22 protein-coding genes are annotated in these 24,754 nt (G+C 61.3%); 9 read left to right on the forward strand and 13 right to left on the reverse strand.

Going from position 1 to position 24,754, the window contains the following annotated elements:
* Positions 1 to 4: 4 nt before the first annotated feature.
* The 3 genes from M2400_RS00565 to M2400_RS00575 all read right to left on the reverse strand — a co-directional run bounded on the left by M2400_RS00565 (position 5) and on the right by M2400_RS00575 (position 3,516).
* Positions 5 to 1,255, reverse strand: a complete 1,251-nt coding sequence (locus M2400_RS00565) for a sarcosine oxidase subunit beta (protein ID WP_003209185.1) — start codon at positions 1,253 to 1,255, stop codon at positions 5 to 7.
* 22 nt (positions 1,256 to 1,277) lie between these two features.
* Entirely contained in the window at positions 1,278 to 2,531 is a 1,254-nt protein-coding gene (glyA, locus tag M2400_RS00570) for a serine hydroxymethyltransferase (RefSeq protein ID WP_177079280.1), read from the reverse strand.
* Between the two features lie 256 nt (positions 2,532 to 2,787).
* A complete protein-coding gene (locus M2400_RS00575; RefSeq protein WP_177079279.1) occupies positions 2,788 to 3,516 on the reverse strand; it encodes a TraX family protein in 729 nt (242 codons plus the stop codon).
* Positions 3,517 to 3,606: 90 nt separating this feature from the next.
* Here M2400_RS00575 and M2400_RS00580 point away from each other — a divergent pair, with 90 nt between their 5' ends.
* Positions 3,607 to 4,647, forward strand: coding sequence for a low specificity L-threonine aldolase (locus tag M2400_RS00580; protein ID WP_010167499.1), 1,041 nt, complete (start codon positions 3,607 to 3,609; stop codon positions 4,645 to 4,647).
* 181 nt (positions 4,648 to 4,828) lie between these two features.
* Positions 4,829 to 5,029, forward strand: a complete 201-nt coding sequence (locus M2400_RS00585) for a hypothetical protein (protein ID WP_177043187.1) — start codon at positions 4,829 to 4,831, stop codon at positions 5,027 to 5,029.
* A gap of 51 nt (positions 5,030 to 5,080) precedes the next feature.
* Here the strand turns inward: M2400_RS00585 and gbcB are convergent, their stop codons facing one another.
* Positions 5,081 to 6,181: a glycine-betaine demethylase subunit GbcB gene (gene gbcB, locus M2400_RS00590; RefSeq protein ID WP_010167504.1), complete on the reverse strand. Its 1,101-nt coding sequence runs from the start codon at positions 6,179 to 6,181 to the stop codon at positions 5,081 to 5,083.
* Positions 6,182 to 6,464: 283 nt separating this feature from the next.
* On the opposite strand from gbcB, the gene gbcA reads away from it, so the two are divergent.
* Positions 6,465 to 7,760: a glycine-betaine demethylase subunit GbcA gene (gene gbcA / locus M2400_RS00595; protein ID WP_177027994.1), complete on the forward strand. Its 1,296-nt coding sequence runs from the start codon at positions 6,465 to 6,467 to the stop codon at positions 7,758 to 7,760.
* Between the two features lie 865 nt (positions 7,761 to 8,625).
* On the opposite strand, the gene M2400_RS00600 is transcribed toward gbcA, so the two are convergent.
* The 6 genes from M2400_RS00600 to M2400_RS00625 form a co-directional block, all read right to left on the reverse strand.
* Positions 8,626 to 9,393 carry an electron transfer flavoprotein subunit beta gene (locus M2400_RS00600; protein ID WP_259195627.1) on the reverse strand — a complete coding sequence of 256 codons (768 nt, stop codon included), beginning with the start codon at positions 9,391 to 9,393 and terminating at the stop codon, positions 8,626 to 8,628.
* Positions 9,394 to 9,403: 10 nt separating this feature from the next.
* The gene (locus M2400_RS00605; RefSeq protein ID WP_259195626.1) at positions 9,404 to 10,624 is read right to left on the reverse strand and encodes an electron transfer flavoprotein subunit alpha/FixB family protein; all 1,221 of its coding nucleotides are present in this window, start codon (positions 10,622 to 10,624) and stop codon (positions 9,404 to 9,406) included.
* Entirely contained in the window at positions 10,621 to 12,564 is a 1,944-nt protein-coding gene (gene dgcB / locus M2400_RS00610) for a dimethylglycine demethylation protein DgcB (protein ID WP_259195625.1), read from the reverse strand. Before dgcB ends, M2400_RS00605 begins: the two co-directional genes overlap by 4 nt.
* A gap of 184 nt (positions 12,565 to 12,748) precedes the next feature.
* Positions 12,749 to 14,809: a dimethylglycine demethylation protein DgcA gene (gene dgcA / locus M2400_RS00615; protein ID WP_177043182.1), complete on the reverse strand. Its 2,061-nt coding sequence runs from the start codon at positions 14,807 to 14,809 to the stop codon at positions 12,749 to 12,751.
* Between the two features lie 15 nt (positions 14,810 to 14,824).
* Complete coding sequence (locus tag M2400_RS00620) at positions 14,825 to 15,355, reverse strand: DUF5943 domain-containing protein (protein WP_177043181.1); 531 nt, start codon at positions 15,353 to 15,355, stop codon at positions 14,825 to 14,827.
* Between the two features lie 70 nt (positions 15,356 to 15,425).
* Positions 15,426 to 16,403 carry a dipeptidase gene (locus tag M2400_RS00625; RefSeq protein WP_005792153.1) on the reverse strand — a complete coding sequence of 326 codons (978 nt, stop codon included), beginning with the start codon at positions 16,401 to 16,403 and terminating at the stop codon, positions 15,426 to 15,428.
* A gap of 219 nt (positions 16,404 to 16,622) precedes the next feature.
* Between M2400_RS00625 and M2400_RS00630 the strand changes: the two genes are divergently transcribed.
* Positions 16,623 to 17,024, forward strand: coding sequence for a lysozyme inhibitor LprI family protein (locus tag M2400_RS00630; protein ID WP_010167522.1), 402 nt, complete (start codon positions 16,623 to 16,625; stop codon positions 17,022 to 17,024).
* 3 nt (positions 17,025 to 17,027) lie between these two features.
* On the opposite strand, the gene M2400_RS00635 is transcribed toward M2400_RS00630, so the two are convergent.
* Both M2400_RS00635 and M2400_RS00640 read right to left on the reverse strand, forming a co-directional pair.
* Positions 17,028 to 18,266 carry a type II toxin-antitoxin system HipA family toxin gene (locus tag M2400_RS00635; RefSeq protein ID WP_259195624.1) on the reverse strand — a complete coding sequence of 413 codons (1,239 nt, stop codon included), beginning with the start codon at positions 18,264 to 18,266 and terminating at the stop codon, positions 17,028 to 17,030.
* Positions 18,263 to 18,559, reverse strand: a complete 297-nt coding sequence (locus M2400_RS00640) for a helix-turn-helix transcriptional regulator (protein WP_259195622.1) — start codon at positions 18,557 to 18,559, stop codon at positions 18,263 to 18,265. The genes M2400_RS00635 and M2400_RS00640 overlap by 4 nt, the downstream gene beginning before the upstream one ends.
* Before the next feature lie 206 nt (positions 18,560 to 18,765).
* On the opposite strand from M2400_RS00640, the gene M2400_RS00645 reads away from it, so the two are divergent.
* Together M2400_RS00645 and M2400_RS00650 are read left to right on the forward strand one after the other, a co-directional pair.
* Positions 18,766 to 19,956, forward strand: coding sequence for an MFS transporter (locus tag M2400_RS00645; protein ID WP_259195621.1), 1,191 nt, complete (start codon positions 18,766 to 18,768; stop codon positions 19,954 to 19,956).
* A gap of 38 nt (positions 19,957 to 19,994) precedes the next feature.
* Positions 19,995 to 20,411 (forward strand): DUF3010 family protein, encoded by a 417-nt coding sequence (locus M2400_RS00650; protein ID WP_177112537.1) that lies wholly within the window; start codon positions 19,995 to 19,997, stop codon positions 20,409 to 20,411.
* 137 nt (positions 20,412 to 20,548) lie between these two features.
* Here the strand turns inward: M2400_RS00650 and M2400_RS00655 are convergent, their stop codons facing one another.
* A complete protein-coding gene (locus tag M2400_RS00655) occupies positions 20,549 to 21,493 on the reverse strand; it encodes a GlxA family transcriptional regulator (protein ID WP_259195620.1) in 945 nt (314 codons plus the stop codon).
* Between the two features lie 192 nt (positions 21,494 to 21,685).
* Between M2400_RS00655 and M2400_RS00660 the strand changes: the two genes are divergently transcribed.
* From M2400_RS00660 to M2400_RS00670, 3 genes are all read left to right on the forward strand, one after another.
* A complete protein-coding gene (locus M2400_RS00660) occupies positions 21,686 to 22,630 on the forward strand; it encodes a choline ABC transporter substrate-binding protein (RefSeq protein ID WP_219406239.1) in 945 nt (314 codons plus the stop codon).
* A gap of 75 nt (positions 22,631 to 22,705) precedes the next feature.
* Positions 22,706 to 23,593, forward strand: coding sequence for a 3-keto-5-aminohexanoate cleavage protein (locus M2400_RS00665; RefSeq protein WP_003216924.1), 888 nt, complete (start codon positions 22,706 to 22,708; stop codon positions 23,591 to 23,593).
* A 141-nt stretch (positions 23,594 to 23,734) separates the two neighbouring features.
* A complete protein-coding gene (locus tag M2400_RS00670; protein WP_017476440.1) occupies positions 23,735 to 24,700 on the forward strand; it encodes an L-carnitine dehydrogenase in 966 nt (321 codons plus the stop codon).
* Positions 24,701 to 24,754: the final 54 nt, after the last annotated feature.

Raw genomic sequence — 24,754 nt, forward strand, 5'->3', positions numbered from 1 at the left:
CCTGTTAGTGGGCGACGGCCGCAGCGCCGTGTTCGTCGATCAGCGCACCGTTGTGGAAACGGTCGATGGAGAATGGAGCGGCCAACGGGTGCATTTCACCCTTGGCGAGGCTCGCGGCAAATACGTTGCCTGAGCCTGGGGTGGCCTTGAAGCCACCGGTACCCCAACCGCAGTTGAAGAACATGTTCGGGACCGGGGTCTTGGAGATGATCGGGCAGGCATCCGGCGTGGTGTCGACGATGCCGCCCCACTGGCGGTTCATGCGCACGCGCGACAACACCGGGAACATCTCGACGATGGCCTGGATGGTGTGTTCGATCACCGGGTACGAGCCGCGCTGGCCGTAGCCGTTGTAGCCGTCGATGCCGGCGCCGATCACCAGGTCGCCCTTGTCGGACTGGCTGATGTAACCGTGCACGGCGTTGGACATGATCACGCTGTCGATGATGGGTTTGATCGGCTCCGACACCAACGCTTGCAGCGGGTGGGATTCGATCGGCAGGCGAAAGCCCGCCAGCGACGCCATATGGCCGGAGTTACCGGCGGTCACCACACCAACGCGCTTGGCGCCGATAAAGCCCTTGTTGGTTTCCACGCCGATGCACACGCCGTTTTCCTTGCGAAAACCGATGACTTCGGTCTGCTGGATCAGGTCCACGCCCAGTGCATCGGCGGCGCGGGCAAAGCCCCAGGCCACGGCATCGTGACGGGCCACGCCGCCGCGACGTTGCACGGTGGCGCCCATCACCGGGTAGCGGGTGTTCTTCGAGCAGTCGAGGTACGGAATCTCGTCGGCCACTTGCTTGGCGTTGAGCAGCTCGCCGTCCACACCGTTGAGACGGTTGGCGCTGACGCGACGCTCGGAGTCACGGATGTCCTGCAGGGTGTGGCACAGGTTGTAGACGCCACGCTGGGAGAACATCACGTTGTAGTTCAAATCCTGGGACAAGCCTTCCCAGAGTTTCATCGCGTGTTCGTACAGGTGCGCCGACTCATCCCACAGGTAGTTGGAGCGCACGATGGTGGTGTTGCGCGCGGTGTTACCGCCGCCCAGCCAGCCTTTCTCGACCACGGCCACGTTGGTGATGCCGTGCTCCTTGGCCAGGTAGTAAGCCGTCGCCAGACCATGCCCGCCGCCGCCGACGATGACCACGTCGTAGACCTTTTTCGGCGTGGGCGTGCGCCACATCTTCTGCCAGTTTTCGTGGTGGCTGAGTGAGTGCTTGAAGAGGCCGAAGCCCGAGTAGCGTTGCATAGTCATTACTCCAAAACCGCGCTCAGCGATAAACCGGGAAATCAGCGCACAGGGCGGCCACATGCTTGGCGACGTTGGCCTCCACATCGGCGTCGCCGAGGTTGTCGAGGATGTCGCAGATCCAGCCGGCAAGCGTGAGGCATTGGGTCACTTTGAAGCCGCGCGTGGTTACCGCCGGGGTGCCGATGCGCAGGCCCGAAGTCACGAAGGGCGACTGCGGGTCGTTGGGCACGGCGTTCTTGTTGACGGTGATGTGGGCGCGACCCAGGGCGGCGTCCGCCTCTTTGCCGGTGAGGCCCTGACGGATCAGGCTGACCAGGAACAAGTGGTTATCGGTGCCGCCGGACACTACATCGTAGCCGCGTTTGATAAACACGCCGGCCATGGCCTGGGCGTTGTCGATCACTTGCTGTTGATAGGCCTTGAAACCCGGCTCCTGGGCTTCCTTGAAGCACACCGCCTTGCCTGCGATCACGTGCATCAGCGGGCCGCCCTGGGCGCCGGGGAAGACCGCCGAGTTGAGTTTCTTTTCAATTTCTTCGTTGGCCTTGGCCAAAATCAGACCGCCACGCGGACCGCGAAGGGTCTTGTGGGTGGTGGTGGTGACCACATCGGCGTACGGCAGCGGGTTCGGGTACAGGCCGGCGGCAACCAGGCCGGCGACGTGGGCCATGTCGACGAACAGCAGCGCACCAACCTTGTCGGCAATCTGGCGAAAGCGCGGGAAATCCAGAGTCTTGGAGTAAGCGGAGAAACCCGCCACGATCATCTTCGGCTTGTGCTCCACGGCCAGGCGCTCGACTTCGTCGTAGTCGATCAGGCCGGTGGTGGTGTCGATGCCGTATTGCACCGCGTTGTACAGCTTGCCCGACGACGACACTTTGGCGCCGTGGGTCAGGTGACCACCGTGGGCCAGGCTCATGCCGAGGATCGTGTCGCCGGCGTTCAACAGCGCCAGGTACACCGCGCTGTTGGCGGACGAACCGGAGTGCGGCTGCACGTTGGCGTAGTCGGCACCGAACAGTTGCTTGGCGCGCTCGATGGCCAGCACTTCAACCTTGTCCACGTGCTCGCAGCCACCGTAGTAGCGCTTGCCCGGATAACCTTCGGCGTATTTGTTGGTAAGGCCGCTGCCCTGGGCTTCCATGACGCGCTTGCTGGTGTAGTTCTCCGACGCGATCAGCTCGATATGATCTTCCTGACGCTGCTCCTCGGCATTCATGGCCGCCAGCAGTGCATCGTCATAACCCTGGATCTGGTCTTGCTTGCTGAACATCGCGTCTCTCCCGGCATTTTGTCTTGTTGAGGCTCACGCACGCGGCAGCGCCCTTTGATGCGATGGTAGGGCTGGCGCAGAGAGACCAAATGCCTACGCACGCCACGCAAAGGTGCGTTTACGACATGACCGGAACAACACAGAAAAAATGTGGGAGCAGGCTTGTGTGGGAGCTGGCTTGCCTGCGATGCAGACGCCTCGGTGTACCTGATACTCCGAGGCGTCTGCATCGCAGGCAAGCCAGCTCCCACAGGGGTCAGGCGATGATCTTGCGCACGAGTAGCAGCAGCAGGAAATGCGCCGGATAAAGCGCATACGCCCAGCGCCGCATGGCCGGCGGCGACACGTGCCTGACCTGTCGCAACAAGACCAATCCGGCCAGTGGCGCAATCAGGCATGTCGCCAATCCCAGCATCGCCACCAGCGTGCCGCTATTGAGCAGGATCTGCCATTGATTGGCAGCCAGGCACACCACTCCCGGCAACACGCTGAAATACCAAGGCCGACGAAACACCAGCAGCATCGCCAACGGCAGCAGCACGCCAAAAAAGCCGAACATCAACTGCGCCGAAAACAACCCCGCCAAAACCAGCGCAATCAACGCCAATCCTCGATCAATGACCGCCTTCTGCTGCCATCCCCGGGCAACCAGCAAACCCAGCGCCAGGGTCGGCAGCACGTTCAGCGTGTCGGCGTCGTCAATGAACAGCCGGTACGGCACTTCACTGATCACGCTGAACAACAGCAACCAGCCCAGGTAGCGCCACTGGCCAGTCACCGGCGCATCCTTTACCCGGTGCAGATTCGCCGCAATCGCCAGGCAAAACCACGGGAACGCCAGGCGCCCCGGCACGTACAGCCCGTCCAGGCTCAAACCGACATAACGCAGGTGGTCCAGCACCATGCAGAGCAGCGCCAGCCACTTGAGCAGATCCAGAGCCCCATCGCGGACGCGGCTTACAGGAAGGCTTTCAGAACCGTGCATAATTCCCCACTGACTTTGCATTAACAGTGCGTGCGCCCGCCCGACAATCTTGGGTAAAGTGCGCACCAACATCGACCACAGGACTGGGCCATGACTGACAAGAGCCAACAATTCGCCAGCGACAACTATTCTGGCATCTGCCCGGAAGCCTGGGCCGCCATGGAGCTCGCCAACCAGGGCCATCAACGCGCCTACGGCGATGATGAATGGACCCACCGCGCTGCCGACGGTTTCCGCAAACTGTTCGAAACCGACTGCGAAGTGTTCTTCGCGTTCAACGGCACCGCCGCCAACTCCCTGGCCCTGTCTTCACTGTGCCAGAGCTACCATAGCGTGATTTGCTCGGAAACCGCCCACGTCGAAACCGACGAATGCGGCGCGCCGGAGTTTTTCTCCAACGGCTCCAAGCTGCTCACCGCCCGCACCGAAAACGGCAAGCTGACCCCGGAGTCGATCCGCGAGATCGCCCTCAAGCGTCAGGACATTCACTATCCAAAGCCCCGCGTCGTGACCCTGACCCAGGCCACCGAAGTCGGCAGCGTGTACACCCCGGAAGAAATCCGCGCCATCAGCGTCACCTGCAAGGAACTGGGGCTGAACCTGCACATGGACGGCGCACGCTTCTCCAACGCCTGCGCCTTCCTCGGCTGCTCGCCTGCCGACCTGACCTGGAAAGCCGGGGTCGACGTGCTGTGCTTTGGCGGCACCAAGAACGGCATGGCCGTGGGTGAAGCGATCCTGTTCTTCAACCACAAGCTGGCCGAAGACTTCGACTACCGCTGCAAACAGGCCGGGCAGCTTGCATCAAAGATGCGCTTCCTTTCCGCCCCATGGGTGGGCCTGCTGGAAAACGACGCCTGGCTCAAACACGCCCGCCACGCCAACCACTGCGCGCAGTTGCTCAGCAGCCTGGTGGCCGACATTCCCGGCGTGGAATTGATGTTCCCGGTGCAGGCCAACGGCGTGTTCCTGCAACTCTCGGAACCGGCGATTGCGGCCCTGACGGCCAAGGGCTGGCGCTTCTACACCTTCATCGGCAAAGGCGGCGCGCGCTTCATGTGTGCGTGGGACACCGAGGAAGAGCGCGTAAGAGAACTGGCCGCCGATATTCGGGAAGTGATGAGCGCCTAAAGTAGGAATCAAGCCAATGGATACTGGCGGATTGCCGAGACTGTTTTTTGATATTTCTGACAGCAGCAAACCGTAATTTCATTGACTAGCCTCTTGGAACCCGGAAGGAAAGGCCGCCTTTCGGGATCAACCGCCTGCCGAACAATCGGCCGGAAACGGAAATCCAGCAGAGGGCAATACCATGGAAATTCAAAGCTACGGCATCAACCTGCAAGGCGAAGGCACTGTCAGCACCACGGTTATCGACTGGGATGAATTCAGGAAGTCGGCAAAAGTCGGTGACACCATCAGGGAACCCTTCAGAACCCTGAAAATCACCGACAAAGTCTATGAATTGACAGCGTCAGGCCAGCACTTCGTCGTCCACATCTACGCCCAATAACCTCTAACCGATCGCTCCCACGCTCTGCGTGGGAGCGATCAAAGTGCAGGGTTAGAACTCGATACGCACATCACCCTTCGGCACGCTGCAGCACGACAGGATGTAACCCTCGGCTTCGTCTTCCTCGGTGATCCCGCCGTTGTGGTCCATCTCGACCTCCCCGCCCAGCTTCATCACCTTGCACGTACCGCAAATCCCCATGCCGCAGGCTTTCGGAATCAGCAGGCCCAGTTTGGCGGCCGCTGCATGCACAGTTTCACCCGGCGCAACACGGATGCTCTTGCCAGAGGCAATGAACTCCACCTGATGCAAGTCCGCCAGGTCGATTTCCGGTGCATCCGCCGCTTGTTCGGCTTGCTCTACCGCGTCGGCACGCGCTTCCGGTGGTGTGGCACCGAAGGACTCTTCGTGGTACCGCGCCATGTCGAAACCGGAGGCTTCCAGCAGGCGTTTCACCGCATTCATGTACGGCGTAGGGCCGCAGCAGAAGACTTCGCGCTCCAGGAAGTCCGGCACCATAAGTTCGAGCATTTTGTGGTTCAAATAACCGCGATAACCGGCCCACGGCTCGCCAAGTCCATGCTTCTCGCAGATCAGGTGCAGGCTGAAGTTATCGATCCGCGACGCCATGTGCTCCAGCTCGCGGTGGTAAATGATGTCTTTCGGCGAGCGGGCGCTGTGGATAAACGTCATGTCGACGTTGGCGTTGGTGTCGTAGAACCAGCGTGCCATGGACATCACCGGGGTGATCCCCACACCGCCACTGAGGTACAGCACTTTCGGGCTCGGGAAGTCGATGGCGTTGAACAGGCCCACCGGCCCGTGCACCGCCAGCTCCTGGCCTTCGTGCAAGGTGTCATGCAACCAGTTGGACACCCGGCCGCCGGGCACGCGCTTGATGGTCACCGAAAAGCTGTAAGGCACCGAGGGCGAGCTGGAAATGGTGTAGGAACGCATGATCGGCTGGCCTTCGATCTCCAGCTCCAGGGTGACGAACTGCCCCGGCTTGAAAAAGAACAGGATCGGCTGGTCGGCCATAAAGCAGAAGGTGCGCACGTCCCAGGTTTCCTGGATGACTTTGACGCAACGGACGATGTGCCGACCATTGGCCCAGGTCTGGGTAGTTACCGGATTCAGGAAGCTGTTGGACATGCTGTTCTCCACCGCCGAAGGTCGGCCTTATGGTGGCGATTCTGCGTAACGCGCGAACCACCCATTTACCTATCTGCGACATTCACATACTTATCGCGACCAGCCCCCATACCACGGGGGTTGCGCGTCGGGAACAGAGTGGGCCATGTCGCTCATGGATAAGGTTCCGGCCTGCGCCGGCCCCACACTCGCTTCACATAAAGACGCTTTCTTTACGCCTTGCACAGCACCAACCGTAGCCACTATTCGCCGGCCACACAGAATGGCCATGAGGACACACACGATGGACGTCACCGCAACCTTAAGCTTGGGCGATCCGCTGGAACCCGCACGCAAGGCCACCGCGCAAATGCTGCAAGAGCGCGAGCGCACCTTTTCGCTGCCGCAGCCGTTTTACTCTGATGAGCGGCTGTTCGATATCGACATGCAGGAAATTTTCCAGAAAGAGTGGTTGATCGCCGGCATGACCTGCGAGATCCCAGCCAAAGGCAACTACATCACCCTGCAGGTGGGCAAAAACCCGATCATCGTGATCCGCGGCGCCGACGGCGTGGTGCATGCGTTCCATAACGTGTGCCGCCATCGCGGTTCGCGCTTGTGCACCAGCGACAAGGGCAAGGTCGCCAAGCTGGTGTGCCATTACCACCAGTGGACGTACGAGCTGGACGGCCGCCTGCTGTTCGCCGGCACCGAGATGGGCGCCGACTTCGACATGAAGCAGTACGGCCTCAAGCCTGTAAACGTGAAGACCGCCGGTGGCTATATCTTCATCAGCCTGTCTTCGACTCCGCCGGCCATCGACGACTTCCTGTCGACGCTGAGCCACTACATGGAACCCTACGACATGGAAAACACCAAGGTGGCGATCCAGACCACCTTGTTCGAAAAAGCCAACTGGAAGCTGGTGCTGGAAAACAACCGCGAGTGCTACCACTGCAACGCGTCGCACCCGGAACTGTTGAAAACCCTGCTGGAATGGGACGACGTCACCGACCCACGGGCCGACCAGGCCTTCAAGGACCATGTGGCCGCCTCTGCCGCTGCCTGGGACGCCGAGAAGATCCCTTACGCCCACGCCAGCTTCGGCCTGCGTAACCGCATCGTGCGCATGCCGCTGCTCAAGGGCACCGTGTCGATGACCCTCGACGGCAAGCAGGGCTGCAACAAGCTGATGGGTCGCATCAAGAACCCGGACCTGGGCTCGATGCGCATCCTGCACCTGCCGCACTCGTGGAACCACTGCATGGGCGACCACATCATCGTGTTCACCGTGTGGCCGATCAGCGCCCAGGAAACCATGGTCACCACCAAGTGGATCGTGCACAAGGACGCCGTGGAAGGCGTGGACTACGACGTGGAGCGCATGCGCAAAGTGTGGGACGCCACCAACGACCAGGACCGTCGCCTGGCCGAAGAGAACCAGCGCGGCATCAACTCCACCGCCTACCAGCCGGGGCCGTACTCCAAGACCTATGAGTTTGGCGTGGTGAACTTTGTGGACTGGTACAGCGAGCGGATGCTGAGCAACCTGGGGGCGGCGCCGGCGCCTTACCTGAAAGGCGTGGCCGTACATGAGTAAACCGCTGACACGCGGCTGATCAAAATGTGGGAGCCGGGCTTGCCCGCGATAGCGATTTAACATTCAACCCTTCTGTTGGCTGTTACTCCGTCATCGCGGGCAAGCCCGGCTCCCACAATAGTTTGTGGCTGTACATAATTCATCCAACACCCTGACAGACCAGTGCCGCCCTGCCCTCCAGCCATTGCCCAACAACTTATCCACAAAGGCACCCACAGCAATTGTGGGCAACTGCGCTTTCCTATCGAAATAAAATCAAGAAAATCCGTGACTTATTCAAACGTCCGGGTTTTATCCCGCATTGATCATTTTTTGATCTAAAGCCTGAAAGCCACGTTCTGTATGGGCTACAGAGGAACGCAAACACCTTATCCACAGAAGCGCCAACAGACTTTGGGGGCAACTTTGGCCTATCTGTGGAAAACCGCCTGTGAATGAGTGAAATCGCGGGTTTGAGAGGGAAAACCAGCGAAAAAGACGATATTGATCATATTTTGATCAAACAACTACAGGCCACGTTTTATAAGGCATACAGCGGATAGCGAACATCTTATCCACAGAAGCACCAACAGACTTTGGGGGCAAGTGTGCGCCGGGCATTTTCCTTATCCACAGAAAAACCCAAGGAAAAACCGGCAGTTAGGTTGGTTGTTTTTCGTACAGAGGGCTGCAGGGCTTGATTTGCATGGGGTGTGGACAGCGGCGAACAGGTTATCCACAGGTGGGTTAACAGGGATTGTGGGTAAACCCACAAATCTCCTGTAGGAGCGAACTTGCTCGCGAAAAACGTCAACGATAACGCAGCGTGTCAGGTTTAACGCGGAGGTCTCAGGCTCTTCGCGAGCAAGCTCGCTCCTACAAGGGGTCAGCGAACGACACCTTCTTCTATAAGCAATTTAAGGATGGCCTGGGCACCGTCTTGCGGGCTGACACCCTTGAGCACCTGCCCACCACCACTGGCCTTGGCCGTGGCCGCCTTCATCCTGTCCGCACCGCTCTTGGCCTTGATTACCTTGAGGCGCTTGGGCCGTGGCTTGGCTGGCTGCAACACAGCACCTGTGAATAACTCATCCTCCAACACCTCAACATCATGCGCCTCCAGCACCCCGCGCTGAGCCGGGCCGTAGGCGCTTTGCCGGGGCTTGGGCGCCGCGTTATCCACCGTCGCCAGAAACGGCAGGCGCACCTTCAGGCGCCGCCGCTGGCCCCGAGGCAGCGCTTGCAGCACATGAGCCACGCCGCCCTCAATAGATTCCACCTGGGCCAGGCCGACAATCAGTGGCCAGCCCAATTGCTCGGCCAGCAGGAACGGCAACATGCCCGAGCCTTCACCGGTTTCCGCCTGGCTGCCGGTGAGCACCACTTGGGCGCCCGCGTCCCGCAGATAGTCGCTGAGCACCGGCAAGGCGTCCGCCCCGGCCGGTTGCTCAAGTACATGCATCTGCGCCAACCCCATGCCCAGGTAGGCGCGCAGGGTCGGTTCGCCGATGTCGCCGGCGTGCAGCACTTGCAGGTTATCCCCAGCCAGTTGCAGGCCCAGTTCTACCGCACGGGCATCTTGCTCGGCGCGCCGTGGGCGGCCGGACGTCGGGTGGGCGCCGATGGACACCAGGCTGATTACATTCGTGGTCATGGCCATTTCCTTAAGCCGCATCGCGCTTGGCGCCATTGCGGTAGGCCTCGACCGCAACGATCAAGGCTTGCAGTATCGCGGCGCTTTCGCCGATCACCGACAGGTCGGCACGCTTGATCATGTCGCAGCCCGGGTCGAGGTTGATCGCCACCACCTTGTCGCAGGCACCAATGCCTTGCAGGTGCTGGATCGCCCCGGAAATCCCCACCGCCACGTAAACCCGGGCGGTGACCCAGGTGCCGCTGGCACCCACCTGGCGGTCACGGGCCATGAAGCCGTCGTCCACCGCCACCCGCGAGGCGCCTTCGGTGGCGCCCAGCGCGGCGGCGGTCTGGTGGAACAGCGCCCAGTCCTTGACCCCGTTGCCGCCAGAGAAAATAAACTCCGCTTCGGCCATGGGAATCGCCGCCGGGTCGACGGCCACCGCGCCCAAATCTTCAATACGCGGCAAGCTGCGGGCCAGGCTTGTGGATAACTCTACCGGCAGCACTTCGTGACGGGTCTCGCTGACAGGATCGGCGCATTCCGCCGCTGCCAGGATCATCCGAGGCAAAGGCCTGGCCAGGTCTTCCTGGCCGGCACCGGCGCGGCCAATACATTCCTGGCCCTTGATCTGCCAGACCCGCGTGGCCGGGCGTTCCTTGAGGCTGGCGGCAAAGCGCCGGCCCAACTCACCACCGCCGTTGCGGCTGTCGGGCAGCAACCAGTGGCGCGGGTTGAACTGGTTATCCACAGCCCGCAGGCCATGGACCCGTTGCTCCGGTGAATAACCGTCGAACTCATGACCGTCCAGCACCAGCAGCCGGTCGACACCGGCGGTGGCAAAGGCGTTTTCCTTGTGCTCGCCGAACACCACGGCCAGCACCGCACCGTCGTCGCCGGCCAGTTGCCGGGCCAGGCCCAGCAGGTCGCGGTCGTGGCTGCTCAGGCGGCCGCCGACCATGTCCGGCACCACGTTGATGTAGAACGCCGGGGCTGCCACCTGATGCAACGGCAACTGCACTTCCACCGCCGCCGAACGCTTGGCCGCGCCGCCCTGCTGGGCGCCGCTGCGGTCGATACGCTTGAGGCCGTTGGGGCCGATAAAACCGACACCGTGCACGTTCTTGCGGATGACGCCGTTAGGCCCCATCCAGCTGTGTTGCACCGGCTGCATCGCCGCGTGCAGCGGGTGCAGGCGGTTACGCGCGATCCATTCAGCCCGTGGGTCGCGGCGGATAATGTCGCTCATATATGCACCTGCGCAGGTTCGCGTTTCGGGGTCTTGGCCGGGGCGGCGTCTTCAAGCAAGGCATCGGCCACCAGCTCGGCGATGTCCTTGATCAGTGGGCGCGGTTCTACAACGCCCTCAAGCATCGCCGTGCACTGTGGACAACCTACGGCCACCAGCTCGGCGCCGGTCTCGCGGATGTCTTCCATGCGCATGTCGGGAATCCGCTGCTTGCCGGGAATATCGGTAATCGGCGCGCCGCCACCGCCACCGCAGCAGCGGGAGCGGAAGCCGGAGCGCTGCATTTCCTTGACCTCGATTCCCAGCGCCCGCAGCACTTGGCGCGGTGCCTCGTACTCGCCGTTGTAGCGGCCCAGGTAGCACGGGTCGTGATAGGTCACGCTGTTGCCTTTGTGCTGGCCCAGGTTCAAGGCGCCGGCGTCAATCAGCTCGGCCATGTAAGTGCTGTGGTGCTGCACGAGGTAGTTGCCGTCGAAGGCGCCGTATTCGTTTTTCAGCACGTGGAAACTGTGGGGGTCGCAGGTGACGATGCGCTTGAAGCTGTACCTGGCCAGGGTCTGGATATTGCGCGCGGCCAGCAGCTGGAAGGTGGCTTCATCGCCAAGACGCCGGGCCACGTCGCCGCTGTCGCGCTCTTCAAGGCCCAGTACCGCGAAGTCGACCTTGGCGGCTTTCAGCACTTTGACGAACGAGCGCAGAGTGCGCTGGTTGCGCATGTCGAACGCGCCGTCGCCGACCCAGAACAGCACGTCGACGGTTTTCCGGTCGCTGAGCAACGGCAGGTTCAAGTCCGCCGCCCAGTTCATCCGCCCGCCCGGCGCGAAACCGCCCGGGTTGTCGGTGGCGATCAGGTTTTCCAGGACTTCGGCGCCCTTGTTCGGGGTCGCGCCTTTTTCCAGGGTGAGGTGGCGGCGCATGTCGACGATGGCGTCCACGTGCTCGATCATCATCGGGCACTCTTCCACGCAGGCGCGGCAGGTGGTGCACGACCACAGGGTTTCAGCATCCACCAGACCGTTGACGATCGGCTGATGCGGATTGCCACCGTGTTCGCCGATGGCTTTGCCCGGATAAGGGCTGCCCGCGAACTTGGCGTCGGTGCCACCGGCCAGGCCGACCACCATGTCCTGGATGAGTTTTTTCGGGTTCAGCGGCTGGCCGGCGGCGAACGCCGGGCACGCGGCTTCGCACTTGCCGCACTGCACGCAGGCGTCGAAGCCAAGCAGCTGGTTCCAGGTGAAATCCAGCGGTTTTTCCACGCCCAGGGGCGCGGTTTTATCGGCCAGATCCAGCGGTTTCAAACCGGTGGAACGGCCACCGCCGAAGCGCTCGGCGCGGCGATGCCAGGCCAGGTGCAAGGCACCGGCGAAGGCGTGTTTCATCGGGCCGCCCCAGGTCATGCCGAAGAACATTTCCGACACGCCCCACAACACGCCCAGGCTCAGCAGCGCGGCGAGCAGCCAGCCGCCGAAGTCGGCAGGCAGGATCCCGGCCACCGGCAACGTCACCAGGAAGAAGCTTACCGAGAACGCCATCAGGCTTTTCGGCAGGCGCATCCATGGGCCTTTCGACAGGCGCGCAGGTGGGTTGCGCCGGCGCAGGTAGACGAAGGTGGCGCCGACAAACATCAGCACCGAGGCCAGCAGCAACGCGTAGCCGAGGATGCGGTTATGCAGGCCGAAACCGTGCACCAGGATCGCCAGCAGCGCCGAGAGCACAAAGCCCAGGGCGGTGGCGACGTGGGTGTTGGCGATGTATTTGTCGCGGGCGACCACGTGGTGCAGGTCGACCATGTAGCGCTTGGGCATGGCCAACAGGCCGCCAAGCAGGTCGACTTTGGAAGCACGACCACGGCGCCACATGTTCACCCGGCGCAGGGCGCCGAGGACGGCGAGGCCCAGTGCGGCAAACAAAAGAACAGGAAGCAAGGTGTTCAACATGGTGAAGCTCCACAGACCACACTGGTCCTGCATGGAAACCGAATCAGTGTGGGAGCTGGCTTGCCTGCGATGGCATCAACTCGGTTTCACTGAAGACCGAGTCGCCTGCATCGCGGGCAAGCCCGGCTCCCACAGAAAAGCCGGCTCCCACATTGATCAATTTCCACATGAGTTCAGTGTCGGATCAGAAATCCTTGCACAGGCGCAGGGCGTCATAGATGGCGGCGTGGGTATTACGCTGGGCCACGCAGTCACCGATGCGGAACAGCAAATACCCTTCACCCGGCTCGCTCAGGCACGGCTGCGGCTTGATCGCGAACAGGGCTTCAACGTCGATCTGGCCCTTGTTGCGCGAACCCTCCTTGAGCCCGTAGTAGATGGCTTCGTCCGGACGCACGCCGTTTTCGACCACCACCTGGTCCACCACCCGCTCCTCTTTGGCGCCGGTGTATTCGTTCTCCAGCACCGCCACCAGCTTGTCGCCCTCGCGGTAGACCTTTTCCAGCATCATGTCGCCGGTCATGATCACTTCTTTCGGATACATGCTGCGGTAGTAGGTCGGGAACGATGTACCGCCGATGGCCACGCCCGGCTTGATGTCGTCGGTGACGATCTCGACCTGGCTGCCTTTGTCCGCAAGGAAATCCGCCACCGACATGCCGGTGAACTCGCAGATGGTGTCGTACACCAGCACGTTCTTGCCCGGCGCGACTTTGCCGTCGAGCACGTCCCAGCTACTGACGATCAGCCCTTCGGCCGCGCCCCAGTGTTCGTTCTGCTCCACGTTCGGATGCCCGCCCACCGCCAGCACCACCACGTCCGGACGCAGGTCCAGGATGGTCTCGGCATCAGCGGCCACGCCCAGGCGCAGGTCGACTTTCAAGCGCGCCAGCTCCAGCTGGAACCAGCGCGTGATCCCGGCGATCTGGTCGCGTTGCGGGGCTTTGGAGGCGGTGGTGATTTGCCCGCCGATAAACTCTTTTTTCTCCAACAGGGTCACGTCGTGGCCACGTTCGGCGGCAACGCGCGCGGCTTCCATCCCCGCAGGGCCGGCACCGACCACCACCACCTTGCGTTTCGGCCCGGTGGACTTCTCGATGATATGCGGCACGCCCATGTATTCACGGGAGGTCGCGGCGTTCTGGATGCACAGCACATCCAGGCCCTGGTACTGGCGGTCGATGCAATAGTTGGCGCCGACACACTGTTTGATCTGGTCGATCTGGCCCATCTTGATCTTGGCGATCAAGTGCGGGTCGGCGATGTGCGCACGGGTCATGCCGACCATGTCCACATAGCCGCCTTCGAGGATGCGCGTGGCCTGGTTCGGGTCCTTGATGTTCTGCGCGTGCAGCACCGGAACCTTGACCACTTCCTTGATACCGGCCGCCAGGTGCAGGAACGGCTCCGGTGGATAACTCATGTTGGGGATAACGTTGGCCAGGGTGTTATGGGTGTCGCAGCCCGAGCCGACGACGCCGATGAAATCGAGCATGCCGGTGTCGTCGTAGTACTTGGCGATCTGCTTCATGTCCTCATGGGACAGGCCGTCCGGATGGAACTCGTCGCCGCACAGGCGCATGCCCACGCAGAAGTCGTCACCGACTTCGGCGCGCACCGCTTTCAACACTTCCAGGCCGAACTTCATGCGGCCTTCGAAGGTGCCACCCCACTCGTCGGTCCGCTTGTTGACCCGCGGGCTCCAGAACTGGTCGATCATGTGCTGGTGCACGGCAGACAGTTCCACACCGTCCAGGCCACCCGCCTTGGCGCGCTTGGCGGCGCTGGCGTAGTTGCCGATCACACGCCAGATCTCTTCCGGCTCGATGGTCTTGCAGGTGGCACGGTGCACCGGCTCACGCACGCCGGACGGCGACATCAGGGTCGGCCAGTTAAAGCCATCCCAACGCGAGCGACGGCCCATGTGGGTAATCTGAATCATGATCTTGGCGCCATGCTTGTGCATGGCGTCGGCCAGGTTCTGGAAGTGCGGGATGATGCGGTCGGTGGACAGGTTCACCGAGCTCCACCATTCCTGGGGGCTGTCGATGGCGACCACCGAGGAACCGCCACAGATCGCCAGGCCGATGCCGCCCTTGGCTTTCTCTTCGTAGTACTTCACATAGCGGTCGGTGGTCATCCCGCCGTCGGTGGCATACACCTCGGCGTGGGCGGTACTGAGCACGCGGTTGCGGATGGTCAGTTTGCCGATCTGGATCGGCGCAAACATTGCTTCGAAAGCCATGGCAGGTTCCTCGACTTACAACGGCTTGACGGTGAACAGGCCGTCGTCGTGGCCCTCTTCGGAGCCGCCATAGACTTGCTGCGCAACGGTGCGGACCTTGCTGCCGCGGGCTTCGAGGATCTGGTCCATCGCGCCGGCAAACCAGCCAGTGAACATGTAGTCGACCTTGCGCCCGACCTTGCCGTACACGTAGACGAATGCCGAGTGTTCGAGCTTGACGCTGGCGGTGCCTTTGTCGAGGTCGATGTCCTGGATCTTGAACAGGCCCCAGCCGCGCTGCGACAGGCGCTTCATGTAGTGCTCGAACACTGCGACGCCTTCCAGGCCGTGGCATTCAGCTTCTTTTTCACACCAGTGCCAGGCGGATTTATAGCCGGCCTTGTAGAGGATTTCGGCGTAGGCGTCGGCCCCCAGGACTTCTTCGATACCCATGTGGTTGTTGACGAAGAAATGGCGCGGCACGTACAGCATCGGCAGGGCGTCGGAGGTCCAGACACCGGTTTCGCTGTCGACTTCGATAGGCAATTGAGGGGCGATCTTGGCCATGGAAACTTAACTCCGGAAAATGCTTGGTAATGCCCCCGACGCGGACGGTCGGGGGAAAAAGTACGGTGGCTTATTCGCCCCAGACGTCCTTCAGGACGTTGACCCAGTTCTCGCCCATGATCTTGCGCACCACACGCTCAGGATGGCCGCGCTTGAGCAGGGTCTCGGTGAGGTTGGGGAACTCGCCCACGGTGCGGATGCCCAGCGGGTTGATGATCTTGCCGAAGCTGGTCAGGCGGCGGGCGTAGCCCTTGTCGTGGGTCAGCATTTCGAAGAAATCCTGGCCATGGCCCTGGGTGAAGTCGGTGCCGATGCCGATGGCGTCTTCGCCCACGATGTTCATGGTGTATTCGATGGCTTCGGCGTAGTCGTCGATGGTCGAATCGATGCCCTTGGCGAGGAACGGCGCGAACATGGTCACGCCCACAAAGCCGCCGTGGTCGGCGATGAACTTCAGCTCTTCATCGGACTTGTTGCGCGGGTGCTCTTTGAGGCCCGACGGCAGGCAGTGCGAGTAGCACACCGGCTTTTTCGATTCGAGGATGACTTCCTCAGAGGTTTTGGAGCCCACGTGGGACAGGTCGCACATGATGCCGACGCGGTTCATCTCGGCGACGATCTCGCGACCGAAACCCGACAGGCCGCCGTCGCGCTCGTAGCAGCCGGTGCCCACCAGGTTCTGGGTGTTGTAGCACATCTGCACCACGCCCACCCCGAGCTGCTTGAAGATCTCGACGTAGCCGAGCTGGTCTTCAAACGCGTGGGCGTTCTGGAAGCCGAAGATGATGCCGGTCTTGCCCTGTTCCTTGGCGCGACGGATATCGGCGGTGGTTTTCACCGGGATCACCAGGTCGCTGTTCTCGCGGATCAGGGTCTGGCTGGCCACGATGTTGTTAATGGTGGCCTGGAACCCTTCCCATACCGACACAGTGCAGTTGGCGGCAGTGAGGCCACCCTTGCGCATGTCTTCGAACAGGTCGCGGTTCCACTTGGCAATGATCAGCCCGTCGATAACGATGCTGTCGGCGTGCAATTCGGCTGGGCTCATCAGGCGTCCCCTTATTGGCGATTCATGCGCCGAATCGTCTGCCGGCGCTTTGGGGCCAGCATATGCCCCGGGGCAGAAGGAGCCGGGTGCAAAAACGACAAGGGAATTGCCGAAAGCGTCAATCCGCGACAAAGGCCAACATGACATCTCTGACGGGTGTCTGTTCTTTGTCTTACGCTTGAGCCAGAATTTGCTGATCAACTGATATGAGACGGCGCAATGAAATCGATTTTCCTGGCTTTGGCACTCATCGCAACCGGCGTACACGCGGCGGAAGACACTGACAACACGCCCTGCGATGGCATCGAGAACGACAAACAAACCCTGGAATGCGCCACCTACAACAAAACCACCGCCGAACAACTGCTCAAGGATAACTACCAGGGGCTGCTGGAACGCATGGGTTCGACCTATGGCAGCAACAAGACGCAGCTGGCAGACATTACCGCTCGTCTGAAGGATGCCCAGCAGAAGTGGGAAAAGTTACGGGATGCGGATTGCGCCGTGGACACCTTCCCGGCGGTGGCGGGAAGCAAGGAATATGCGATCCAGCAGAATGATTGTTTGGCGCGGATGAGTGATGAACGGTCGGAGTTTTTGGAGTCGATTGGGCAGGAATAAGCGTTAGAAGTCTTTCCACACCGAGTTAAGCGTCAGCAGCACACTTTCCCGCTGGTCCTTATCGACCTTGAAGTCGGCACAGTGCTGATTCCATTGCGATAACGCGTCCAGGGTCTGCTCGATGTAAAGCTCAGGCTCCAGAAAGCTGAATGGCTTGCAGACTTCGGTGATCACCTTGCGTGTCGGGTAGCCGGCGCCTGCAAACGCCGTGGTGTGCTCATTGCCGCGACCACTGGTGCTGGAAAATGTCAGGTCATACGCTGGCGCCATCTGCCAGCCACTGGTTGCGCCAAAGAACGAGAAGTTTTTAGCGTGATCGTCCCGGTTGTGGGCAAGCGCGTTGAACACCATCAGCCGCGCCATTTTCTGTACCTGGCTGGCATCCTTGGTAACCGCGAACGTGAGGCGCAACAGGTCGCCATAATCCAAGCTGGGCATGCGGAAGTCTGCGTACAGAATCGCAGCGGCTGTCAGCATATGCCGCCGGGTGGCGCCGTCACGGTCAAAACGGCGAGTGGCAAAGAAGCGCTCAATGCCTGTCGGTGTCCGGACCTCTAACAAGTCCGAAGCGGAAATTTCGACGCCGGCACTACGAGCCGTGATTGCGTATACCTGCTCGATCGCTCCGCTGTCGCGATGCTCGTCCTGGCTGCGGAATTTGATCAACCAGTGTTCGTATTCATCCGGCATCTCACCAAATGAAGAAATGGCCCGGGACTTGTCAGGCGACAGCCCGATGACCGCCTTGGGACGGGCACCGCCGGGGGAACCACCGGCGAAACGCAACGATTCAATCACTTCGCAGGTTTCACCCGACAGAACGTCTTGGGAAGCCTGGTAGAGAGAGGCCAGATCCAGGGCCGCCTGACCGGGATCGTTCTCGAACATAGGCACGTATTCCAATGCTCCCATGCCCCGGTCGCCCATGTAGGCCAATCGGTCCAAAGGTCCCAATGCATGCCGCTCAATCGCCATTGAGCGGCGAAAGAAACGATCCATCAGCAGCAACCCCCAACCATCGGGCAGGGAGTCGCTGAAGGCGCCATGCAGCCCATTGAACAGCGTGGTGTCCGCAGCCAGCTGGGGCCTCGATGAAAACTCCATGTGCAGGGGCGCCAGGTTGAAACCCTTCAACAGCCAGCTCGGGTCATAGGAGAAATACAGGCCTTTACGGGGGATATCGACCAACTCACCCACCCGGGAACCTTGCAACATGACGTGGAGCGCGGTGACCGGTTTCATTGACGACCTCGAAGCCTGGTGTGATTTTTCAGTTCTTGAAGGCTGACCGGTGCTGGCGCGCTGAACAGTTGCGCCATTTGCTCGCCGACGCCCAGGCTCATCGCGATCAATAACAGCGCGTCCAGGGAAACCTTGCCGGTTGTCTCGAAACGCTTGATCGTGGACTCGGGCACCCCGGATTTGGTCGCCAGCGCACGTCGAGAAAGGTTTTTACTCAACCGAAGCGCTTTGGCGTTGCCAGCGATCTGCAGGGCGATTTCACCAGGGGCGTAAAGGATATGAATAAGGGCCATGGTTCGACTTCCGGTGGAGTGTGAGCAAGTGTAGCAGCGATAAAAAGAACAAATCTATAATGGGTAATGGGATATCTTTAATGGCAAAATATTGCCTTTAAAGGACAATATTTTATCTTTTATATATAATTAATTTTCTGAACCTTTACCTTCCGGCCCGGCCCCGAACAATTTTGTTGACTTGCCAGTCAATCACATTGACCGCCATGATCAGCGCCCATTTCTACCAATGCCGCCCCATGAACCCACGCATCTACCTCCTCGCCCTCGCCGCCTTCGTCGCCGGTATCGATGAAAACCTGGTGGGCGGGATTCTGCCGCTGTTATCCCGGGAGATGGGTGTCACCCTGAGCGCTGCCGGGCAACTGACGGCGGTGTTTTCCCTGACCTTTGCCCTGTGCGCCGCACCCCTGCTGTCGCTGACCTCGCGCATTGAACGGCGCACCTTGCTGATTGCCGCATTGCTGACGTTTGCGGTGGGCAACCTCGGCTCCGGGCTGGCGGTGAATTACTGGATGCTGCTGGTCTGTCGCATCATCAGCGCGGCCAGTTGTGCGTTGGTGGTGGTGCTGGCCTCGACCCTCTCGGCGTCGCTGGTGGATGTGCGCTTGCGTGGCCGGGCGATCGGTATTGTGTTCATGGGCATCAGCGGTTCGCTGGTGCTGGGGGTTCCGCTGGGTATTGCCGTAAGTGAGTCGCTGAGCTGGCGTGCGCCGTTCCTGCTGCTGGCACTGCTGGCGGTGGTGATTGCCGCACTGTTGCGCCTGAGCCTGCCGACGTTCGCCAGCCGCCCGCCCACCTCACTGCGTGATTACTGTCGCCAACTGGCGATTCCCAAGCTGCTGTTGGCGCAACTGGTGTCGGTGCTGTTGTTGACCGGGCATTTTGTGCTGTTCGCGTACCTCGCGCCCTACGTGCAACAGACCATGGGCATCCATGGCGTGTCCTTGAGCTATCTCTATGTATTCTTCGGCATCGCAGCCATCTGCGGTGGTTATTGCGGCGGCTGGCTGTCGGACCGGCTGGGGTTCAAGCGCGCGCTGGTGTTGATCCCGGCGCTGTTCACCCTGGTCATGGCGCTGCTGCCATGGGCCACAGGGTCGCTGGCGAGTTTCCTGGCGCTGTACGCGTTGTGGATGGCGTTGAGCTGGACCATCTCGCCCGTGGTCCAGAACTACTTGCTGCACACCGCGCCAGAGTCCGGGGAGGCCAATGTGGGGATCAATACCTCGGCGATGCACCTGGGCGTAGCCTTGGGCGCGGCGCTGGGCGGTGTGGTAATCGCCAAGAGCAGCCTGGAAATCACGCCGCTGGTGGGTGCTCTGGTGACGGCATCAGCCCTGGCGGCAGCGTGCCTGAGCCTGATGGCCGGAGCGCGCCAACCGCGTCGAGCCTGATACCATTCGCGCCTTCTCCACTTTTCCAAGGCGACTCCATGACTATCTGCGGCATCGAAATCAAAGGCAGTGAAGCCATCATCGCCGTCGCCTCGCTGGACGGCCAGGCACTGAGCCACGTTGCCCTGGCCACCAAGAAAATCGCCCTTGAAGACGACGATGAGGCGGCCAACGTCAAAGCCTTCGCCGCTCAGGTGAGTGCGTTTGTGCGGGAAAATTCGATCACTCGGATCGCCATCAAGAAGCGCAGCAAGAAAGGCGAATTCGCCGGTGGGCCGACCACGTTCAAGATTGAAGGGGTGTTTCAGTTGCTGGAGGGTGTGGAGGTGACGCTGTTGTCGCCGCAGACCATCAATGCGCAGAACAAGAAGCACGACTTTGGTCTGCCTGCGACGTTGAACAAGTATCAGCATGAGGCGTTTAAAGCGGCCTGCTCGGCACTGGTGAAGAAATAAGCCACACCGCAAATCCACTGTGGGAGCTGGCTTGCCTGCGATAGCGGTGTATCAGCCAGTACATCAGGCACTGAAACACCGCTATCGCAGGCAAGCCAGCTCCCACATTTGATCTTTGTTGTTCTCAAGAGCGGTGCTTACACCGCCTCCCGGCGCCGATCCTCCCTTGGGCACCTGGCAAACCTTGCCCGGTAACTGCGGGTGAAATACGACGGCGATTCAAACCCGCACGCAATGCTCACCTCCAGCACGCTCAGGTCGCTCTGGCGCAACAACTGCCGGGCCTTCTCCAGGCGCAACCCCAGGTAGAAATTGCTCGGCGTGTCGTTCAGGTGCAGCCGAAACAAGCGCTCCAACTGCCGCCGCGTCACCTTGATCGTCTCCGCCAGCGCCAGCGTGCTCAGTGGCGGTTCGGTGTGCTGTTCCATCTCGCCGATCACCTGCACCAGCTTCTTGTTGTTGATGCCGTAGCGCGTGGCGATCTGCATGCGTTGGTGGTCTTTGCGCGGGCGGATGCGGCCGAGCACAAACTGTTCGGACACCTGGATCGCCAACTCCGCCCCGTGGGCCTGGCTGATCAGGTCGAGCATCAGGTCGATGGAAGCCGTGCCGCCCGCCGAGGTGATGCGCCGACGGTCGATTTCGAACAGCTCCTGGGTCACCGTCAGCTGTGGATAAGATTCCTTGAAGGCGTCGATGGCTTCCCAGTGCAGGGTCAGGCGGTGGCCGTCGAGCAGGCCGGCTTCAGCGAGGACGCAGGCGCCGGTGTCGATGGCGCCGAGGGTCACGCCGTCGTGGTCGAGGCGGCGCAGCCAGTGTTCCAGTGCGGGCGTGGCGAACTTCAGCGGTTCGAAGCCGGCCACCACCAATAACGTGGCGCCTTTCTTCAACGGTTCCAGCGCGGCGTCGGCGTTGACCGACATGCCATTGCTCGCCAGCACCGCGCCGCCGTCGGCGCTCAACACATGCCAGCGGTACAACTCACCACGAAAGCGGTTGGCAACCCGCAGCGGTTCGATCGCCGAGATAAAGCCGATGGCGGAGAAACCCGGCATCAGCAGAAAGTAGAAATCCTGGGACATGGAGCGCTCTCGTAGGACGGGCAGCGTGTCACTGTGATACGCCAGTTCAATCGGTCATTCAAGGGGGCAGGTCGCTGCAGTGCAAGAGTGGGTCGCCGCCGTGCGTTTTATCGGGCTCCAAGCTGCGTAACTTGGCTGCACGGCGCACAAAGACGCCGGAACCCACAATAACAACCTGCCGAGGGAACCACCATGAACCGACTGATCAGCCGCTGCGTGCTCGCACTCAGCGCCAGCGCCATTTTGAGCACCAACGTCATGGCAGCCGATGCGGCTTCTTGCCAGAACGTGCGCATGGGCGTGGTGAACTGGACCGACGTAATCGCCACCAGCGCCATGACCCAGGTATTGCTCGACGGCCTCGGCTACAAGACCAAACAGACCAGCGCGTCCCAGCAAATCATCTTTGCCGGGATCCGCGACCAGCGCCTGGACATGTTCCTGGGCTACTGGAACCCGCTGATGACCCAGACCATCACCCCGTTTGTCGACGCCAAGCAGGTCAAGGTGCTCGACAAGCCGTCCCTGGAAGACGCCCGCGCGACCCTGGCGGTGCCGACTTACCTGGCGGACAAGGGCCTGAAAACCTTCGCCGACATCGCCAGGTTCGAGAAGGAACTGGGCGGCAAGATCTACGGGATTGAACCAGGCTCGGGCGCCAACACCCAGATCAAGGCGATGATCGCCAAGAATCAGTTCGGCCTCGGCAAGTTCCAATTGGTGGAGTCCAGCGAGGCCGGCATGCTCGCCGCTGTCGACCGCGCCGTGCGCCGCAAGGAAGCCGTGGTGTTCTTCGGCTGGGCGCCGCACCCGATGAACGTCAACGTGGCCATGACTTACCTCACCGGCAGCGATGATGCCCTGGGCCCGAACGAAGGCATGGCCACCGTGTGGTCCGTCACTTCGCCGACCTACGCCGAGCAATGCCCCAACGTGCACAAGCTGCTGAGCAACCTGACCTTCACCGCCGCCGACGAGAGCCGAATGATGCAGCCGCTGCTGGATCACAAGGACGCTTTCGAGTCGGCCAAGCAATGGCTCAAGGACCACCCGCAAGACCAGCAACGCTGGCTGGAAGGCGTGACCACCTTCGACGGCAAGCCGGCCGCCGCCAATCTGCAATTGACCAGCAAATAACCGTTTTTTGAATCACCGTTTCGCGGTCACTTTCGACCGCGAACGGCACCACCACGCCTGTAAGGAACCTGCCTCATGAACCACGACGTCATCATCACCTGCGCACTCACCGGTGCTGGCGACACGACCGCCAGAAGCCCACACGTGCCGGTCACTCCCAAACAAATCGCTGCCGCTGCGGTGGAAGCCGCCAAGGCCGGTGCCACCGTGGTGCATTGCCACGTACGTGACCCCGAAACCGGCAAGTTCAGCCGCGACGTGGCGCTGTACCGCGAAGTGATGGAGCGCATCCGTGAGGCGGACGTCGACATCATCGTCAACCTCACCGCCGGCATGGGCGGCGACCTGGAAATCGGCGGCGGCGAGAACCCCATGGAGTTCGGCCCCAACACCGACCTCGTCGGCCCGCTGACCCGCCTGGCCCACGTGGAAGAGCTGCTGCCGGAAATCTGCACCCTCGATTGCGGCACCCTGAACTTCGGTGATGGCGACACCATTTACGTCTCCACCCCGGCCCAGCTGCGGGCGGGCGCCAAGCGAATCCAGGAGCTGGGCGTCAAGGCCGAGCTGGAAATTTTCGACACCGGTCACCTGTGGTTCGCCAAGCAGATGATCAAGGAAGGCTTGCTCGACAACCCGCTGTTCCAGCTGTGCCTGGGCATCCCGTGGGGCGCGCCGGCCGACACCACCACCATGAAAGCCATGGTCGACAACCTGCCGGCAGACGCGGTATGGGCCGGCTTCGGGATTGGTCGCATGCAGATGCCGATGGCGGCGCAAGCGGTGCTGCTGGGCGGCAACGTACGGGTCGGCCTGGAAGACAACCTGTGGCTGGACAAGGGCGTACTGGCCACCAACGGCCAACTGGTGGAACGCGCCAGCGAAATCCTCAGCCGCCTTGGTGCACGGGTCATGACCCCGGCCGAAGGCCGCGTGAAGATGGGCTTGACCAAACGCGGCTGACTGTCCCGAACACCACCGAACCTTGTGGGAGCGGGCTTGCCCGCGATCGCGGTACACCTGCACCGAATACAGCTGCTGACACACCGCTATCGCAGGCAAGCCAGCTCCCACATTGATCACCGAACTCTTTAGGAATTTGCCATGAGCTTTATCACCGAAATCAAAACCTTTGCCGCCCTCGGCAGTGGCGTTATCGGCAGCGGCTGGGTGTCTCGCGCCCTCGCCCACGGGCTGGATGTAGTCGCCTGGGACCCGGCCCCCGGCGCCGAAGCGGCCCTGCGCAAGCGTGTCGCCAACGCCTGGGGCGCTCTGGAAAAACAGGGCCTGGCACCCGGTGCCTCCCAAGACCGCCTGCGCTTTGTCGCCACCATTGAAGAGTGCGTGAAAGACGCCGACTTCATTCAGGAAAGCGCACCGGAACGCCTGGAGCTGAAGCTGGAATTGCACAGCAAGATCAGCGCCGCGGCCAAGCCAAACGCACTGATCGGTTCGAGCACCTCGGGCCTGTTGCCGAGCGAGTTTTATGAAGGCTCCACGCACCCGGAACGTTGCGTGGTGGGTCACCCGTTCAACCCGGTTTACTTGTTGCCATTGGTGGAAGTGGTCGGCGGAAAGAACACCGCGCCGGAAGCGATTCAGGCAGCGATCAAGGTGTATGAATCCCTCGGCATGCGTCCGTTGCACGTGCGCAAGGAAGTGCCTGGTTTTATCGCCGACCGACTGCTGGAAGCCTTGTGGCGTGAAGCGTTGCACCTGGTCAACGACGGCGTGGCAACCACCGGTGAGATCGATGATGCGATTCGCTTCGGCGCTGGGTTGCGCTGGTCATTCATGGGCACATTCCTGACGTACACCTTGGCGGGCGGTGATGCCGGGATGCGCCACTTCATGGCACAGTTTGGCCCGGCCTTGCAGTTGCCATGGACCTATTTGCCGGCACCGGAATTGACCGACAAGTTGATTGACGACGTGGTGGACGGCACCAGCGATCAATTGGGCAAACACAGCATTTCGGCGCTGGAGCGCTATCGTGATGATTGCCTGCTGGCGGTGCTGGAGGCAGTGAAGACCACCAAGGAAAAACACGGTATGACCTTCGCTGAATAACAGCTTTTGATTCTCTGTGGGAGCTGGCTTGCCTGCGATAGCGATGTTGGATTC

Source organism: Pseudomonas sp. BIGb0558, assembly GCF_024807515.1.
GTDB lineage: Bacteria > Pseudomonadota > Gammaproteobacteria > Pseudomonadales > Pseudomonadaceae > Aquipseudomonas > Aquipseudomonas yamanorum_A.

Bases quoted from the DNA above. Each gene is read 5' to 3' on its own strand.
- M2400_RS00640 (WP_259195622.1), bottom strand. From the start codon at position 18,559: ATGGCCCTTATTCATATCCTTTACGCCCCTGGTGAAATCGCCCTGCAG.
- M2400_RS00600 (WP_259195627.1), bottom strand. From the start codon at position 9,393: ATGACCACGAATGTAATCAGCCTGGTGTCCATCGGCGCCCACCCGACG.
- M2400_RS00655 (WP_259195620.1), bottom strand. From the start codon at position 21,493: ATGTCCCAGGATTTCTACTTTCTGCTGATGCCGGGTTTCTCCGCCATC.
- M2400_RS00580 (WP_010167499.1), top strand. From the start codon at position 3,607: ATGACTGACAAGAGCCAACAATTCGCCAGCGACAACTATTCTGGCATC.
- M2400_RS00625 (WP_005792153.1), bottom strand. From the start codon at position 16,403: ATGAGCCCAGCCGAATTGCACGCCGACAGCATCGTTATCGACGGGCTG.
- M2400_RS00650 (WP_177112537.1), top strand. From the start codon at position 19,995: ATGACTATCTGCGGCATCGAAATCAAAGGCAGTGAAGCCATCATCGCC.
- M2400_RS00565 (WP_003209185.1), bottom strand. From the start codon at position 1,255: ATGCAACGCTACTCGGGCTTCGGCCTCTTCAAGCACTCACTCAGCCAC.
- M2400_RS00630 (WP_010167522.1), top strand. From the start codon at position 16,623: ATGAAATCGATTTTCCTGGCTTTGGCACTCATCGCAACCGGCGTACAC.
- dgcB (WP_259195625.1), bottom strand. From the start codon at position 12,564: ATGTTGAACACCTTGCTTCCTGTTCTTTTGTTTGCCGCACTGGGCCTC.
- M2400_RS00575 (WP_177079279.1), bottom strand. From the start codon at position 3,516: ATGCACGGTTCTGAAAGCCTTCCTGTAAGCCGCGTCCGCGATGGGGCT.
- M2400_RS00620 (WP_177043181.1), bottom strand. From the start codon at position 15,355: ATGGCCAAGATCGCCCCTCAATTGCCTATCGAAGTCGACAGCGAAACC.
- M2400_RS00660 (WP_219406239.1), top strand. From the start codon at position 21,686: ATGAACCGACTGATCAGCCGCTGCGTGCTCGCACTCAGCGCCAGCGCC.
- M2400_RS00670 (WP_017476440.1), top strand. From the start codon at position 23,735: ATGAGCTTTATCACCGAAATCAAAACCTTTGCCGCCCTCGGCAGTGGC.
- gbcB (WP_010167504.1), bottom strand. From the start codon at position 6,181: ATGTCCAACAGCTTCCTGAATCCGGTAACTACCCAGACCTGGGCCAAT.
- dgcA (WP_177043182.1), bottom strand. From the start codon at position 14,809: ATGGCTTTCGAAGCAATGTTTGCGCCGATCCAGATCGGCAAACTGACC.
- M2400_RS00585 (WP_177043187.1), top strand. From the start codon at position 4,829: ATGGAAATTCAAAGCTACGGCATCAACCTGCAAGGCGAAGGCACTGTC.
- gbcA (WP_177027994.1), top strand. From the start codon at position 6,465: ATGGACGTCACCGCAACCTTAAGCTTGGGCGATCCGCTGGAACCCGCA.
- M2400_RS00665 (WP_003216924.1), top strand. From the start codon at position 22,706: ATGAACCACGACGTCATCATCACCTGCGCACTCACCGGTGCTGGCGAC.
- M2400_RS00605 (WP_259195626.1), bottom strand. From the start codon at position 10,624: ATGAGCGACATTATCCGCCGCGACCCACGGGCTGAATGGATCGCGCGT.
- M2400_RS00645 (WP_259195621.1), top strand. From the start codon at position 18,766: ATGATCAGCGCCCATTTCTACCAATGCCGCCCCATGAACCCACGCATC.
- glyA (WP_177079280.1), bottom strand. From the start codon at position 2,531: ATGTTCAGCAAGCAAGACCAGATCCAGGGTTATGACGATGCACTGCTG.
- M2400_RS00635 (WP_259195624.1), bottom strand. From the start codon at position 18,266: ATGAAACCGGTCACCGCGCTCCACGTCATGTTGCAAGGTTCCCGGGTG.